The sequence below is a fragment of the Microcoleus sp. T3_A4 genome, assembly GCF_036700465.1.
Classification (GTDB): Bacteria; Cyanobacteriota; Cyanobacteriia; order Cyanobacteriales; family Microcoleaceae; genus Microcoleus.
Map to the genome: position 1 here is coordinate 1 of NZ_JAUBOY010000081.1, position 15,990 is coordinate 15,990.

At 39.4% G+C, this 15,990-nt stretch carries 14 protein-coding genes; 10 read left to right on the forward strand and 4 right to left on the reverse strand.

Annotation, left to right across the window (positions count from 1 at the left end):
- Positions 1-191: 191 nt before the first annotated feature.
- The 3 genes from QUA07_RS28285 to QUA07_RS28295 all read right to left on the reverse strand — a co-directional run bounded on the left by QUA07_RS28285 (position 192) and on the right by QUA07_RS28295 (position 4,128).
- Positions 192-3,380 carry a hypothetical protein gene (locus QUA07_RS28285; protein ID WP_333332088.1) on the reverse strand — a complete coding sequence of 1,063 codons (3,189 nt, stop codon included), beginning with the start codon at positions 3,378-3,380 and terminating at the stop codon, positions 192-194.
- A gap of 65 nt (positions 3,381-3,445) precedes the next feature.
- Positions 3,446-3,937, reverse strand: a complete 492-nt coding sequence (locus tag QUA07_RS28290; RefSeq protein ID WP_333332091.1) for a hypothetical protein — start codon at positions 3,935-3,937, stop codon at positions 3,446-3,448.
- Entirely contained in the window at positions 3,928-4,128 is a 201-nt protein-coding gene (locus QUA07_RS28295) for a hypothetical protein (RefSeq protein WP_333332093.1), read from the reverse strand. The genes QUA07_RS28290 and QUA07_RS28295 overlap by 10 nt, the downstream gene beginning before the upstream one ends.
- Positions 4,129-4,227: 99 nt before the next feature.
- On the opposite strand from QUA07_RS28295, the gene QUA07_RS28300 reads away from it, so the two are divergent.
- A complete protein-coding gene (locus QUA07_RS28300) occupies positions 4,228-4,851 on the forward strand; it encodes a hypothetical protein (RefSeq protein ID WP_333332096.1) in 624 nt (207 codons plus the stop codon).
- Positions 4,852-4,858: 7 nt separating this feature from the next.
- Here QUA07_RS28300 and QUA07_RS28305 read toward each other — a convergent pair whose 3' ends face one another.
- Positions 4,859-5,074 carry a hypothetical protein gene (locus QUA07_RS28305; protein WP_333332099.1) on the reverse strand — a complete coding sequence of 72 codons (216 nt, stop codon included), beginning with the start codon at positions 5,072-5,074 and terminating at the stop codon, positions 4,859-4,861.
- 219 nt (positions 5,075-5,293) lie between these two features.
- Between QUA07_RS28305 and QUA07_RS28310 the strand changes: the two genes are divergently transcribed.
- The 9 genes from QUA07_RS28310 to QUA07_RS28350 all read left to right on the forward strand — a co-directional run bounded on the left by QUA07_RS28310 (position 5,294) and on the right by QUA07_RS28350 (position 15,372).
- On the forward strand, positions 5,294-6,091 hold the full coding sequence (locus tag QUA07_RS28310; protein ID WP_333332102.1) for a hypothetical protein: 798 nt from the start codon (positions 5,294-5,296) through the stop codon (positions 6,089-6,091).
- Between the two features lie 50 nt (positions 6,092-6,141).
- Positions 6,142-8,334: a hypothetical protein gene (locus QUA07_RS28315; RefSeq protein WP_333332104.1), complete on the forward strand. Its 2,193-nt coding sequence runs from the start codon at positions 6,142-6,144 to the stop codon at positions 8,332-8,334.
- A 385-nt stretch (positions 8,335-8,719) separates the two neighbouring features.
- On the forward strand, positions 8,720-9,859 hold the full coding sequence (locus QUA07_RS28320; RefSeq protein ID WP_333332107.1) for a hypothetical protein: 1,140 nt from the start codon (positions 8,720-8,722) through the stop codon (positions 9,857-9,859).
- A gap of 323 nt (positions 9,860-10,182) precedes the next feature.
- On the forward strand, positions 10,183-10,818 hold the full coding sequence (locus QUA07_RS28325) for a hypothetical protein (protein ID WP_333332110.1): 636 nt from the start codon (positions 10,183-10,185) through the stop codon (positions 10,816-10,818).
- Between the two features lie 120 nt (positions 10,819-10,938).
- The gene (locus QUA07_RS28330) at positions 10,939-12,546 is read left to right on the forward strand and encodes a protelomerase family protein (protein ID WP_333332113.1); all 1,608 of its coding nucleotides are present in this window, start codon (positions 10,939-10,941) and stop codon (positions 12,544-12,546) included.
- A 4-nt stretch (positions 12,547-12,550) separates the two neighbouring features.
- On the forward strand, positions 12,551-13,093 hold the full coding sequence (locus QUA07_RS28335) for a hypothetical protein (RefSeq protein WP_333332116.1): 543 nt from the start codon (positions 12,551-12,553) through the stop codon (positions 13,091-13,093).
- Between the two features lie 55 nt (positions 13,094-13,148).
- The gene (locus tag QUA07_RS28340; RefSeq protein ID WP_333332119.1) at positions 13,149-14,543 is read left to right on the forward strand and encodes a terminase large subunit domain-containing protein; all 1,395 of its coding nucleotides are present in this window, start codon (positions 13,149-13,151) and stop codon (positions 14,541-14,543) included.
- Between the two features lie 96 nt (positions 14,544-14,639).
- Positions 14,640-14,885: a hypothetical protein gene (locus QUA07_RS28345; protein ID WP_333332122.1), complete on the forward strand. Its 246-nt coding sequence runs from the start codon at positions 14,640-14,642 to the stop codon at positions 14,883-14,885.
- 130 nt (positions 14,886-15,015) lie between these two features.
- Positions 15,016-15,372 (forward strand): hypothetical protein, encoded by a 357-nt coding sequence (locus tag QUA07_RS28350; protein WP_333332125.1) that lies wholly within the window; start codon positions 15,016-15,018, stop codon positions 15,370-15,372.
- Positions 15,373-15,990 lie beyond the last annotated feature (618 nt).

The window sequence follows — 15,990 nt, forward strand, 5'->3', positions numbered from 1 at the left end:
CTGTGCAGCCGCCACCTTGCAGCAAAAATATTTTTAAAAACTTGATGCTGTTGCTGGCACGGCTGGCACGATCGCAACAGTCGGAACAGTCGGAGCGGTTCGATCGCACGGCACAACAAAACCCGTTACAGGGTAGCGGGTAGCGGGTTCTATGCGGGGTATCGCGGGTGCTTTTAATCTCTCAAAAATTCTTACTCACTCTCATTACTCCAAACTTCATCTAAAGTGTGTACATTCTCTCGACTAATTACAAATGAAGTCGGTTCGTTTAAACTGTTTAACAACGTGTTTTTTAACATTGTATCCTCATTCTTTTTAAGCATGATAACCGTGGCTAACACTTCTTTAATATCATCGTTTAAAACCTTATCAACAGTTCTGTCAAGATGTAACCCCGCGTTAAAATCCTTACAACCTTCTAATATTTTACCCTGTATCAATTGCCGTACAGACTTTATAGAACCCTTGTATTTATTCATCAACGCCAACAATTCAAACCCGACACCTGTTGAGTGCGACTTGCTAAACTCATAATAATTTTCCCCTTCTATTTTCTCAGGATGGTTAAACTCATCCCAAAACTTTTTAGATGAGAATAGCTTGCTAAGCTCTGCTAACTTACTTTCATTAGTCTCAAAATTTCTTAATTGTGATTCATTCAAGAATAGAAATTGTGAACGACTAATCAATTTCATCATCTTGAATACCTTTAAAGAATGCCCCATAGGGTGTGGAATTCGCTCGACTTCTTTTAAGTATTGAATCGCTTTCTGTGTACCGTCCCCAAACTTTAAAATGCTATTCTCAGAATAGATTATAGGTAGCTTGTACCCATCTATTAATGATTCTGAATACCATCTAATTAAGTCATCGTTAGCGTGATAAGAGCGGGCTTTTAAATAATCAATTTGATGAATGAAATCATACTCAGTTTCATTCAACATTATGCTGCACTCACCCATACCTTTGATGTAATTACCAGAGTTTGAATTGATGTAAATTGTGAATAAATCTGTTTCAATTTTCTCACCTTCTCTAGTTTCAAAATATTCTGTTTTCAATTCATAATTAAATTTTTGAATCAGATGATGGTTAATATCAACCTGATAAAATTTAGCCATATGTTTCTTAAATTCATTATTAATCCATTCTTGTCTATTCTCAGGAAGTGTTAACCCTGATTTGACATTGATATCGTACTTAAAAAGATACTCAGGATTGTGTTTTAAAATATCTTTAAAATTTTGATTAAGCGGTATAGTATCCCACGAGAAACCTGTACCGTCTGTGATGGGTGCAAAACCGTTCAAACTATTAGCCATCAACCATGCACCTACGCGCGCCTGTGCTGTAATTTGATTAGAAGCCATTAAATTATTAGTCGAGAGATAGAGACAAGCTAGCACCCCATAACCGCTATTTTGAAACAGTTTTAAGACTTCCTGAACAGGATTTTTTTCTTTTTTGTACCTATTTCTATTATCTTTTAATTCAGTCCAGATAGCACCAATATCAAAGCGTAAAGCTACATTATTTTTATAGTTTTGGGATGTATGGGAATTGATTTCTTTATCAAAATCAAACTTTTGTAAAATCGGTTCATCGGGTAGAGTAGCGCGTTTTCCTTCTAATTCATCAAGGGTATCTACAATTAATTCTGGTGCAAAGTAAACTAAAGCGAGAACATCTAAATCTAGATATTCTTGCACCCATTCATCAGGTAATAATTCGATAGCTTCTAAGATATCAAAATTGACTAACCCGAATTTTACCTCTTTCAATAAGAGTGTAGAAACAGCTAATTTTTTACCTACCTTATCATTATTAAACCCGCCCAACACTTTCTTATTATCATTAATTCCGTATCTTGACGGGTTACTCGCTACCATTACCGATGATTGAATATCAGTATTAAATGGGATGATTTCAGGGTTCTTTAATTTTTTAGGTACAAACCTTAAATCAGATAAAATCAGAGTATTAAATGCTTGCTCAAACTTACCCGACACCCTAACAAACCATCCATCATTAGGGATATTTTTCTGTTTAATAAACGCTGCTACATCTCTTAACTTTGGTTTATTTTTGTACTTAAAAGTTACTACTTTTGGCTCTCCCAAGTAAATCTTTAAATTTGACATAGCAGTTGCGTAACAAGATTGTAAATCTAAGTCGCTAAAATTACCCTCTAAATATGGATACTCCGACATTCTGCTAAATAACAACCCCCCTACAGTTAGAAACGGTTGGTAGCCAAAATCATTTAATTCAATTTCCTGCAAACTATCAATTTTAGTTAACTTCATCTGATTTTTAATGATAGATTCATTCAGTTTATATTCCTTAGAATCAGATGATTGGTTAAAGTTTTTACTGATTAAGTTGACTATAAATTTTGATACATTAGCACCCGTTGTATCGGATATCTCTACATCATCTAAATCAAAATTACTTCTTAATAGTTGCAATAATTCTCGCTGTTTTTCATCTAAAGCGTGAGTAGTAAATATATCTACAGTCAGGTAGACTATAAATAGTTTTAACAACTTCTCTCTGAGTAAACTCATATTTTCCATAATTTCATCTTTTTTTATTCCTAATTTTATAGCAATATTATCTCTTTTTATGTCAATTTTTCTTGACTTCACTCCAAAAATTTTAGCCTGATTGTCTAACCCCTTCAGCCTAGGGGGAAAGCGATACATATACTCTCTTAGGGATAGCTTAACTTCTATTAATCTATTCTCTATATCAAGGTACATACATTTATTATCATTACCTCCCATTAACTTTAATACTCTGTACTGACTGATTCTAGCGGTTTTTAGCAACCATTCTTGATGGTTTTGCCCCCATATTTTAAATAAATCCGCAGGCTGAAAAAAGAAACCTAACTCGACTAAAAGAGACTCAGGCTTGATGATTAATGATGATGTTTTATCTTTGCTGTTACGCTTGTAAATTAGATTATCTTCAGTTAGATTGTAGCAGTCAAAAAATTCTGTTAAACAACCTTCTTTTAATGCGCTGTCATATGCTTTTTTAGGGTTTTTTTCCCCGTCAAAAATAGAAGATTCTAACTCACCTAAATCAGCTAATAAATCATCTAAATAATTAGGAATACTTGATTTAATTCCTACAACATCTAGCGTATTTATAATAGGGTGAAAATCACTGTTTATCTCATCATAAAGCCAAACAAAACCGATATTCTTTGCTAACTGGGGTGAGTAGATACCTATACCATCTACAATCATTTTTTCTTTTTGGGTGAATTCTGTATCAGGAATTAATATGAGTTTGGGAAGCGCTAGCAGAGTATCAACATCAATTTGTGGAGCTATTAGGTTGGATTTTTTACCGTCGGAGATGTAAGGCATAATGTTAGCTTTTAAATATGAATAAAGACAAGTAACGGGGTATTAAAACCCCGTTGTAGATTTGACTATTTGACAGGCTTGACAGGCTCGATAGACTCGATAACCTCTACAGGCTTGATTGATTTAATATCAATCACCGATAACCCTTTACGCTTGATTGATTTGTTCATTTTGAACTGGATTTTTTGACCGCGTAAGGCTTCTAAATCAATCTCTGAATCATCAATTTTTGCCTTATCTAACTCGGATAGCTTTTTAGCATCCAGTAACCCCATATTGAGCAAGAACCGGGTTAGGCGGTTGTAATCGGTTGTATCATCCCCTTCATTCTCAAATTTCTCAGAATTGATATTTTGCCCTGTCCAAAATCGGAGTAAGGTTTGTTTTTTGGTTCCATCAACCGCAATCAAAAACTCGAACTGTGAAGCGTATGTAACCTCTTTCTTACCCTCTTTCTCGCTATGCTCATCAATCTCATTGATATCGATGATTTCACCCGTTGTGTACCCTTTATCATCTGCTACAATTTTGTTAGCAATTTTGGCTTTTAAAGGCATGGTTTTGACTCCGTTAATTGTTTTGGATTGTTTGGATTTTTATGGGTTAAAAGAGGGTAGAGAGAATCAGTTTTTTGCTTTTTGGATTTATTGCCTAGAAAGATATTTCTAGCCCGCGCTGTTTTCCCGATGTACTCAAGAGCGGTTTTTATATCCTCAACAGCAATTTTTTCAAGCTCAAAATCTCTCATGGCGTGTATCCCTCTTTTGTGCCATAATAGAAGTATTACACAAAATAAACTTTTAGTGTAATTTGTAATAAAACTTAACAATTAAGGTGATGAGTAATTATGCTTACACAACAATTTTTTACTCGTGTGCAGCTAGCAAAAATTTTAAATTTTAAAAGTAACGGTATGTTGCAAAATTTAGAAAAGAAAGGTTTTATTACTCCACAAATAAAACCTTCTAAATATACATTTAATCAAATTTTATTTATGATGATTTGTAAAGAAATAACAGAGGTTACTAATTTGAGTTGGAAATATTTTATAGATGTTGATTTTAATAGATTATTACAAGTTAATTTAGTTGATTACAATGTATTATTAATATCCGGTTTCAAAAATACGAATTACGTGGATTTACAGTTAAAGAATGATGATAAGTTAGTTAAAGAAGTGAATGATTTCTTAGATAGTGATATATATAAAATGATATTAAAATTAAAAAGAATAGACAATACTGATTATGAAAAAATACCATCTTGTAATATATATAATGATGATAATTGTTTTTTATTAACATTTTCTATTGATAGAATTTATCGAAAGTTACACCGTAAATGTATCGAGTTAAAGATTGATTTAAGCGAAAAATACTCGTTTGAATCAATATCTGACAATACAGCTAGCAGTATCATTTTTAAGTCCAACAACACTGCTAAGAAAGTTGAATTGACTACTATTTATTAAAGAGTAATCAATCTTTTACGATTTCAATAATTTTATTAGCATCATCACAATTAAAAAATTTAATCAAAATATCGAGATGGTGTAATTTAACACCATCTAACTTGTTAGTTTCTAATTTACGATAATTCGATTCGGTCATACCTAATAAATCCCCCATAAATCTCTGTGAAGGCTTATCAGGGTGCGCTATTCGTAAGTCTCTTATTTTTAGTTTCACGGTCATATTTTTTTAGTTCTTTTACACATTAACAATTTAACGACCTACATTAAGATGCGCGGTCATACAAATAGCTTATGGTTAATTTGCGCGCAAGTTATGCCTTTACTATACCCTGAGAGTGTTTCAGCTTACAGGTACATATAAGTGATTTGTATAACCGCATATTAAATAACCGTCTATTAAATGCTAGGTTGTTTGGTGGCAACCTAATAAATATGTGACATGATTCGCCCCACAAAACCTAAAGCTGAGAAAACAAGCATTGGCACTAAAGCCGCCAAACTCGCACAGGATACTGCCGCCGCGCTCAACCAGGGTGCAAACACGATCGCCCAAACACGCTCGAACATCTCAGCAGTAACCGACAACATAGCAGCCGTGACAAGTGGTGTTAGCTCTGTGGCCTCTGCAATCACCACAGGCCGCGCACAGACGGCGGGTGCTGCTGTGGATGTGAAACAGTCGATCGCTGGCAATTATGGCTCAAAGTCTCAGCGTTCTGAAATCGTGCCAGCAACCGATTATTTTGGCGGTTTGACCGTGCCAGAGCTTGACTACAACGGCATGATTCCAACTGACTTTTTAAATCCTAATATCGCTAACACAGCGACAGAGGAACAGTTAACAGCAGGGCTTGAAAATTACGCCGGAGCTACCCGCGCACAGAAGCTCTACCAGGCAGGATTCAACTACATAGCAGAGGTAGGCAAAACCAAGCAAGCGATGCACAAAGCGCAAGCATCGGTGATTAAAGGTGCAACAGAAGGCATCAAAGTACAGCAGGAAATAGTCAGGTTTGACCGCCAAAATATCGAGCTAGAAACCGACGGTGTGAAGCTTGAACAATCAGCCGAAAAACTCAATCAGGAAGGTATCAAACTGTTAGGAGTGCAAAAAGAAACCACACAAATCACCCGCAAGATTGAAGCGATAGAACTTAAGCGCGATGCTGAAATTAAAGGAATTGAAGTGCAAACACAGATGATTATTCAAAAGTATCTGGTAGAAACGATGAGCTAACAGACAGACGGTGCATTTACCACTAATTAACCCTCACCTCACATAATCAGATGTCAAGCGCAAAAGTCAAACGTATTAGTCTCAAATATCAAATCATCACGGTAGTTTTAGCGGTCGGTTCTGCAATAGTTTTGTTTGTACCGCACAAACTGTTTAAGCCTTACAAATCGGCTGCTAGCTACCTGATGAGTGCATCCGTCATCAGCTTTTTAACTACCCGTCACTCGATGCGAGATGTACTTGATGAAGTCGAAAAACTTGAATCAGAACACTCTGACAACACCCAAAAACTCGAAAAACAGATTGTTACTCTCACTGATGACAAAGCAGATTTAAACAATCAAATCGGTGTATTGATGGGTGAGATTGAAGCCTTAAAACTTGATGCCAGCGAACAGTTAGCAGAACTGCAAACCTGTCAGAAATCACTCAGAGAGGTGTTTGAGTTTAATAAAGAAACCGCACACAGATTAGTAGAGGAATGTTACCAAGTAGGGATGAAAAAGTGTGTTTGCCACATCGAATCGCTGTACAGAAATTATGCAGAATGTCGCACACAATTGGATGAAATCAAGCTAGAAATTGAAGCCAAAAAAGAAAGATTCACCGACAAACTCACAGCATACAATTCAATCACAAGCTTTGATGAACTGATTGATGTCGGTCTAGAACTCCAAGAATTAATTATCACTCAAACCATTGAGTTGAGATGTAAAGCACAATCGGTGGTGATTAATCACCTATTACAAATCACTACCGACGCTGTACCTTATCCCGATTTTGAAAGCTATATCGAATCTTTCAAGTATGCGGCGGGTGAACGTATCGAACAGACTGAGGAAAAAAGAAAGACTGATTTACAAGCAATTGCTCAAGAATTTACCGTTTTAGTTGAGAATCACAAAACCCGGTACATTACCGATATTGATGATGCAATCAGCACCGCTAAACTCGCAGTGCAGCAATTAGAAATCTCGCGCTATGAACTGCAAGAGGCACTGGCAAAAATTGAAGAAACTAAAAAACCTCTACAGTTTTCCGGCGCTTCTAGTTTTGCAACAATGGCTAATTCTGTGTCGATGTACTACTACAACCGCTACCAGTTTTTGTTAGACGCGCTCGACTGGCAAGAAACAGAAACAGGTTTAAAAGTTATCTATTCAATCCGTCGCAATCCCGGTCTAGTCGAGTCTGAAATCAGTGCAGACAATAGCTTAGAGCAAACAGCAGCATTCTGTAATGCGCTACACGGCACAGAACCTAAATGGGAATTTAACCGCCAATTCAGTCAGCTTACCTTAGCAGTTACACACCGCCGTACAGTCAAGCTAAAAAATGAATTACCACGCGGTGTCAGGACTGCTGACAAGTTCTTATCAACTGTTAAGAATTGGAGACGGGTGAGAATCACAGGTGGTAGTGAGTCAGGTAAATCACCGACTGCTGAGAATCTAGTCTGTGCGGTTCTCTCTCAAACTAAAGGCAACTGTGATTTTTATGATCCGATGTTCGATAGCGTGAAAAACTATCGCAGCATACCCGCCGTAGGACGCTCTCACAGCGACTCTGTGAAGGGTTTAAAAGCCTATCAAGCCAAAATGCAATCAATCCCTAGCGATGCGCTTTATCTAGCCTGGTTTGATGAAATCGACACCACCTTAGATGAGAACCCTAAATCATCAAGCGATTTAAAAGCAGTCCTCAAACAGTCAAGCCACAAAAACAGTGGGTTAGTTATCACAGGTCAAAATGCTAACGTCCGCAATCTTAAAGGTGGATTTGACCGCAGTGATATGAATAACTTTGTTTGTGTTCATATCGGTGACAACTACCGGGACGCGCTCGCAAATTCTCATCTATCTGAAAGCGAGCGAGCGAACTTGATGAAGACGGGCGATGCACTGACAGAATACTGTGCAGCTAAAAACGATGAAGACGGGTTAGACCTCACAGACCCCGCCGCTTATCGGTTCGCGCTGTGCCTAGAGCCGAATAAGAAAGGATTTTTCATGATACTGCCTGAGTTTGGCGCGTACCAGTGGGAAGCGATCGAATCGACCGACACGATCGCACCGACCGACGCGATCGACACCGACACCGCCCCGACTGTGCCAGTTGCCAAAAACCCAAATTGTCCTGACTGTGGCACGGATAGCAGAAAGAACGGTTTTTTAAAAACAGCCACAGAAAAAACACAGCGGTACAAGTGCAAAAACTCTGACTGTGGGCGTGAGTTTTGCTGAGTGTATACACTCTGAAAACTGTTAGGGGTTTTAAATTAATAAGAAATAATCATCGATTTCTATTAATTAACATTCCTACAAACTCACAAACTTTTAACTCCGGCACACATTCCTGCTACCCGGATTCACCCGGAACATAACCGGAACACATCAGTAAAAATCCTTAGCCAGAAAGGGTTTTATAACTCCGGTTTTTACTCCGGTTTTCCCCATAGTATCCCTAGCCGGAATTGCCGGAATTGCCGGAGTAACCCGCACTGAACTAATAGATACCCCGTCACACACCGCGATAAATTCAAATCGAAAGATAGAAGTCAAAACGATTAAAACTCTATCTAAGCCCAACACCTCAAAATTACAGACTGTATACACTCAGGAGAATTTTATGAAAGCTCAAACCATCGAAAACACCACAAACGGCAAGACCGCACCCACTGCAACCGCGAACGCACCCGACACCATAGCACCCGCCACAGCCGCCAAAAAACCTAAAACCGTCGCAGTGCCAGAATTAATTCTAGATGGTGGTAGCAGTCGCACTAAATACTATCTGGAAAAAGTCACAGGTAGCTATCAGTCTGTGTGCCGTCAATTCACCAAAACGACAGAATTACCCACAGGCTACCTCGGAGTGTTTAAAATTGGCGATAACGGTTATGCTGTGGGTGATTCAGCACTGTCACTATCTGGCGGTAGTGTAGAGGAAGGCTATGCCAATGACAACAAAATCAAGCTTTTAAATGTGTGGATTGTGGGCGCTTTGTGTACTCACCCATCGTTTTTGTTTAAGCGCATCAAGAAATCTAAAGGCAGTGCAGTCATTAAGATTGATTTAAAAATCGCTTTGTTGTCGCTATCAAGCCACCGCAAAAAAGAGATAGAGAAAGCTTTCTCAAATCTAAAATTCGAGTTTGATGAACGGTTTTTCGAGATTAACATTGTTTCCTACAACCTATACCCTGAAGGGTACGGGGCGGCGTGTGCAGCTAAAAAGCTGATTAAAGAAAGCGGTGGCAAGGATGTTAAATTTCACGTTTTAGATTTAGGCGGCGGTACACTCACACACACCCCATATAGCAATCAAAACGGTGTACCACGCGCTAGCAATCAGAACAGTGTATCAGGTGCGGGTGTTGTTTCCATTACTGAATTTTTCGCAAAGGAAGCTAGCAAAGGTGATACAGGCGGCAACATCTACCACTTCAGCCGTATCAAAGACGCGCTCGAATCTAGCGCTGTGAGTGAGGCCGGTGAGTACAGTGCAGAGATTGTTTTAGGCGATAGCACCCGTGATTTAGGCGACAGACTTAAAAGCGGCCTCGAATCTTGGAGCCGTGAAATCATCGGAGTTCGAGAACTGCTGCGAGATGTCAAACAAATTTTACGCAAGGGTGAACGGGTCTATTTAACTGGCGGCGGGTTCAAAATTGCAGCCGTGCAAGCGTTCATTACTAGCTATCTAGGCAGTGAGTTAGTGACAACCTTGCCTAACCCCGACACCGTAAATATCACCGGGCTTGACTGACTAAAGCCGCCCCGCTCTAGCAGGCAGTTCATAGTCACAGAGTCGATCGCCCCGCTAGTTTCTGAGCTAGCAAGTCAGCAAGGTTTGACCGACTGGGAAATGATGAATCGCTTGCTAGAAGACGGTCTAGCGCGTCACTCTAACGCGCTGCTGTGTAGGGGAGGGATTGAGTAGGGAGCGAGCGAGCGGTACGCTACAGCACCGCTCGCACCCGCCCCGCCACCGATAAGCAAAACCGCACAAACATGATAACACCCATAATAATCATGTATGATATCACCCTTGACAATCAGGGGTGATTCGTTTTATATTAGGGATGTTGGATGGCAACGACACCGCCACACCAACACCGCCACATCCCCCACCACTACACCACAGGAAACATCATGCAATTACTCACAGCTAAATTCAATCAAATCGCTACAGAAATCGACAACACAACCGCTCAAATCACCGCGCTACAAGGAAAACTCAGTGAACTGCAAGAGCATCAACAGCAGTTGTTATCTGTCGAGCAAGCGTGTCAGTCAGCACTCAGCCAAGTCGATACCGCTTTGATGATGTTGCACCATGTAGACCCCAGTGAAATCAAGACCTTTAAGGATGCCTTGACGGTCAAATTCACCACCGACGCGATCGCACAAATCGAGCCAACCGCACCCGCAGAAACCGACACCGCACCCACAGAACCGATCGAACCGACACCGCCAGATACTAACCCGGTGATTGATATTGAAGTCACACCCGCCACCGACACACCCGCCACCGAAACCGACACCGCCACCGACACCGATACAACGGTCAACACAGACATCGAAAAATCACTCGACAGCCTATCGCTTAAGAGTTTTCGCAAGCTTGCACGGTCTAAAAATTTAGACTCGCGGCTGAACCGTCAAACACTCACAGCGAGGTTAAAAGCAATCACCACAAAGGATGAGGTGCTAGCCGTTAGCTAGTGATAAGGAAAATAGGGGTTACACGCTAACCCCTATTATAAAGTCTGATATATCAGACCTTGTAATTAGGGATGATATCAGTTATTGTATAAGAGTCAAGCAAAACAGGAGACGGAAACAATGGCTAGCAAACAAAACAAGGCTGATGCACAAGCTTTCTACAATCGGGTTATCACACTTCAAAGCAAAACAGAAGTTCATCAAGCGGTTAACGAATTGTTAGACGGTTTCAAAGAAAGAGAAATCGCAGGAGAACTTAAAGTAGGTACTATTTCAGGCAATCTAACAGATTACAAACAACATTTTAAAAAGAAAGAGCATGAAAATCCTGAGTTAAACGAACCTGTTATGATTGATGGAAAAAGTTGTTTACAACACATTGCCTACAATCTAATTGATTTAGACAAAGAACAAAAGGCAAAATTAAAAGCCGAACGTGCTAAAAGTTCACAGAAAAAACAAGGTTTTGAGGATGACGGTGAACTCAAAGACACTACCAACATCCCCAAAACTGACATTCTTGACATCATCAAACAATCCCTAGAATGTCTAACATCTGAAAATCCTGCTACCATTGCCTGCGGTGTTATTAACCTTACAGGGTTAAGAGCTGCTGAACAGGGGATGCCACGCCACGAACACAAAGAAGCGGGTATTATCGAGCATAAAATGATTGTACTTGATGAGTATGTGATAGGTTTCTGCGGGGTAGTTAAAAAACGCGGTGCTGATGATGCTCTAGCTTTCTATGCACGTCCTACACTTGCACCCGCACAATTAATTGTAGATGCACAAGAAAAATATCTACAATTTACAAAAGTACAAGATATTTCAACCGACACCCAAAAGTACAAAGAAACCTTTTATCAAAACGTGAACAATGAATATAAAAAACGTTTTGGTAAAACCTTATCAACTCTTAAAGCCTTCGATAGTGAGGGTAACTTGATAGAAAAAGAGGTTGACGGTACACCGCACAAGGGACGTTCATTCTATGCCTGTGCATTAAGAGCCGTTTTAAAGCTTAATGGTTTTGGTAATGCAGCGTGTATTAAAGTGATTCAAAAGTCACTAGCGCATGATAATGAAGGAGAAACAATGAAATATTTAGGAAGTTTTGATGAGTCACTATTCATCAATCCTCCTAATTACATCGAAGTATCAACAAACCTTAATGATTTTGGAAAAATGATTAACACTCCTGTAATTCCAGTTAAAGAAGCGGTAAAAAGTTTCAATCTAGAAAACTTTCAAGATGGTTTAGAAGCTGAGGAAAGTATGCAACTTGTAAAGTTTTTACGCTCTGGAATGAGTCAAACACAAGCGATTTTAGAACTGTTTAAAATGGTTCGTAACCAAAAACCCGCGACTAAAACTGCTGAAAAAACCGATACACCAGAGGTTAAAGAAAAACCCCGTAGTGTGAGTGTAAAAGAGATTGTAGAGGGAATCATGCACTACAATCGACAAGCTACGGACGGCGACATTAAAAAGATTGTAGTACCTTCTAACGGTATCATTAACGAGATTGCCAAGTTACGCCACCACGGTAAAACAATAGCACCGCTAACGATAAAAAATCACTTCCTAAAATTTAATGATGTGTTAGATGAAGAATTGAAGGATTTAGGGATTGTAGAAGGAATGGGAGGTAGTCACAATAACATTCACAGAGGTAAACTTGGTGAACTAGCAGCTAAAATAATGGAGTACATTGAACCCGGTTAACATTGTGGATTCACTAGGATGCGGCTGTAAGGTATGTAAGCAAGGTTTAGGCGACTCGGTGAACGAGATGATTAAAAATCAAATCGAGCCGATCGCCGTCTTGCGATTTCTAGATTCTAAAGGCTGTAAGGTTAGCGACAAGCTACTTAGAAAGCACCTTACAGCCTTCTCTATTCACTACCCTGAGAAAGAGCGAGATTTTGATAAGATAGTGCTAGAGCCTGTCCCAAACAATTTGACAAATATCAATTTTGACGAATACAAGATAGATTTGAGTAACCCTGAGATAACATTAGAACTGCTACAGCGAATCACCCTTAAAGTATTTCTCAATCAATCTAGAATCACGCTACAGGCACAGCAGAAGGTGATTGATGGGATAGCACCCGATATGCCTAAAGAAACACTCAGGAATCACGCGCTAGCACTCGATATGCTCGATAAATGCACCGGGTTATCTCAAATAGTTAATCAGCAGCAAGCAATCAAAACAGTTGAAGCAATGGGTTTAGAAATCACACCGGGTTTACAAAATGTTCAGAATTAAGCCCACACAATCACAGGTTAGGAAGTATTACAACCACACAGACAATCTGAAAACCTTGCCTAAAGAATGGGTTAATTTTGCACGTTTAACCACTATTAGAAGCGGCGGTGAGATGGTGCAATTCAACCCATATCTATATCAAATGATAATCTCCGATTTGATGGATAAATACAACAACATCGTTTGTGTTAAATCCAGACAGTTAGGATTGACACAAATCGCTGTATCTAAATTCTTGCACCGCGCCGCGTTAAACCCCGCATATAGTGCGATCGCCTTCTTACGCAACAGTAACGACGCTAGCGCTGTTAGCCGCCGCACAAAGCAGTTACTCTCAGGTTTGAGCGATTACATCGTACCAGATAGCGATAATGTGGGGTATTTGAAGCTGAAGAACTTAGGGGAAATATACTTTAAAAACAGTTCGAGAGAGGGTTCTCGGAGTTACGATTCAGTGATTGATTTTTTGTTTGATGAGGCTGCATTTAGCGAGAACATAGACCAGATTTATGCAGCGTCAAGCCCTAGCAGTGCGATGTCGGGGGATAAGATTACAAAGCTGATTGTAAGCACCCCTAGCGCAAAATCGGGATGGTATTGGAATAAATTAAATGAGAATAACAACGGGTTAGATATTGAGGAAATATGCAACCGTGTAGCAAGCGGTGACTTGTATAATGAGATACCCGGTTTGTATTGGTTTGAAGATTCACAGGGTACGCTTAAATTGATTGTTCATTGGAGTGTACACCCGGTTTATCAGAATATACCTAACTATCTCGACTATCGATTAAAACAAGATGGAACCGACACAGAAACCGTATTAAGGGAGTACGATTTGAAGTTTGTTGATAGCGCGGTGTCAGTGTTTGCCATCGACTTAATTAGAGAAAACAGCACGGGTAATTATGAAGCAAATAGAGATGATAATGCAGATTATTATTGTGGCTTGGATACCTCTACAATGGGAAGCGATTACACCGTTTTTAGCGTTATCAAACACAATCTAAAAACTGATACATACTCACTGGTACATCTTTACCGAAAGAGGCAAGAAACCAGCGCGTCGCATATATATCAAATCTCAAAACTAATAGACCTCTATAAACCTGAGTGTGTGGGGATTGAAACTACTGGTGGGGTAGGTAACATCTACTTAGAGGAATTATCGAAAAATAATTACAGCACAGAATTTGTAAATATTAAAACGACACGCGACACTAAAACGACAATGGTAGGTGCTTTAATACTTAGCTTAGAGAAGCGAAAATTAAGCTATCCCGATAACTCAGTATTGGTAGATGAGATGTTAAGCTATCGCCGTATTGGAGCTAAATTTGAGGCTGCTAGCGGTAAGCATGATGATACTATTATGTCCGTGAGTTTTGCACTCACAGTATCGCCGTTTTTAAGAGAAAAGATATCACTTCTAGCTGCTGCTTTCGGGTGAACATCAGGAAAACAATATATCCTGAGATAGAGTCTGAAACCATTGCAAAATCGTTATAAATGTTAGAATTAAAATAACATTTACAACGTTAAACTTATGAGAAATTTGAATCATAATAAATTTACACAAGCGGCTGAAGGTCTGTGGACTTTGGCAGTAGTTCATTCAGATATAAAAGGTATTAATGTCATATATTCTTATATCAATCCCAGTAATTTTAAAGGATGGGTTTTAAGGCATAAGAAAGGCGATGCTACAGCTAAAAAAGAAGCGATTAAAGCGCTTAGCGCGGCAATAGAAGAGAATCAGAAGGCAGTATCACGATCGGAAATCAATCACTAATTTTCAGGGTAACAATAAAATACTGTTTACAGACTTTTTATTAATAGTTTAGGCGGCGTTTATAAACCACCTTGACAGTATTTTAAATCCTGTATATAGTGAGTTTAAAGCCATCAAAAAAGGATTGATTATGATTGTGCAAACACAGCAACCTAATAATTTCACTGAAGATGATGCCGATAGACTCTGGGAATATCTAGATGAAAGTCAAAAAAAATTAGCAGAAAAAGATGAATTCCTCTTGAGCTTGCCAAAAAGGAAAGAGATAATAGCAATCGGTATCTTGATTATTGAAGCCCTAAAAGAAGCCGATCGTACCCATCTCATCTCATCTTTGTATTTTGATATTAGTGATTCTAAATACCCTCATCAGGGTGTTTTTCGCATACCCCATTACCATCTAATTACAGAGCATTGGAAAGAATGCTCACAATGCCAATCCCTAACTCAGGATCTAACTGAATTAATAGAATGGATGATTGATTAAAATCGCCCCAACACCCGCATAGAACCCGCCAGACTTGAAATCCGACGGGTTTCTTATTGGTGGAAAACAGCACTTATTGACACATAAATCCTGTTCCAATTTGTTCCAGTTTTGTTTTTACCGTCTGGAATTGGAACAGAACTCATCAGGAAAAAACCTATACGCTGTATGGGTTCATTTTTTTTATTGGCGCAAAATTCACTAACTTAGGGGTTAGGCATCTTTCAAATTTTGCGCCAATAAAAACTTTTTTGAGTATAAATACTTACGATACTTATTGAGAACACACCCCCACTATTGATAACACTCCTAACCCCGCGCCAAAACAGCCCACACCGCACCGCACCCGCCAAAACGAAGTATCTACCACACCCGCCCCGACACCGACCTTAAACGCGCAAATAAGCGGCGCTGTGTGGATGCGGGGCGGGTGCGGGTGCTAGCTATCAATGTGTAGTATCAATGTGTGGCATCAATGTGTCGCATCAAATTGATGCTTAGTAAGGTCGGGGCGGTTTATCCGATCGCCAAACCCGCACCCGCCGCTAGACCGTGCCAGCCGCCGCCGCACCTACCAAGTTTTTAAAAAATTTTTGATGCAAAACGGCTGCTGCACAA

What these genes read in the sequence shown, in the direction of transcription:
- QUA07_RS28285 (WP_333332088.1), bottom strand. Translation starts at nt 3,380, where the DNA reads ATGCCTTACATCTCCGACGGTAAAAAATCCAACCTAATAGCTCCACAA.
- QUA07_RS28290 (WP_333332091.1), bottom strand. Translation starts at nt 3,937, where the DNA reads ATGCCTTTAAAAGCCAAAATTGCTAACAAAATTGTAGCAGATGATAAA.
- QUA07_RS28295 (WP_333332093.1), bottom strand. Translation starts at nt 4,128, where the DNA reads ATGAGAGATTTTGAGCTTGAAAAAATTGCTGTTGAGGATATAAAAACC.
- QUA07_RS28300 (WP_333332096.1), top strand. Translation starts at nt 4,228, where the DNA reads ATGCTTACACAACAATTTTTTACTCGTGTGCAGCTAGCAAAAATTTTA.
- QUA07_RS28305 (WP_333332099.1), bottom strand. Translation starts at nt 5,074, where the DNA reads ATGACCGTGAAACTAAAAATAAGAGACTTACGAATAGCGCACCCTGAT.
- QUA07_RS28310 (WP_333332102.1), top strand. Translation starts at nt 5,294, where the DNA reads ATGATTCGCCCCACAAAACCTAAAGCTGAGAAAACAAGCATTGGCACT.
- QUA07_RS28315 (WP_333332104.1), top strand. Translation starts at nt 6,142, where the DNA reads ATGTCAAGCGCAAAAGTCAAACGTATTAGTCTCAAATATCAAATCATC.
- QUA07_RS28320 (WP_333332107.1), top strand. Translation starts at nt 8,720, where the DNA reads ATGAAAGCTCAAACCATCGAAAACACCACAAACGGCAAGACCGCACCC.
- QUA07_RS28325 (WP_333332110.1), top strand. Translation starts at nt 10,183, where the DNA reads ATGGCAACGACACCGCCACACCAACACCGCCACATCCCCCACCACTAC.
- QUA07_RS28330 (WP_333332113.1), top strand. Translation starts at nt 10,939, where the DNA reads ATGGCTAGCAAACAAAACAAGGCTGATGCACAAGCTTTCTACAATCGG.
- QUA07_RS28345 (WP_333332122.1), top strand. Translation starts at nt 14,640, where the DNA reads ATGAGAAATTTGAATCATAATAAATTTACACAAGCGGCTGAAGGTCTG.
- QUA07_RS28350 (WP_333332125.1), top strand. Translation starts at nt 15,016, where the DNA reads ATGATTGTGCAAACACAGCAACCTAATAATTTCACTGAAGATGATGCC.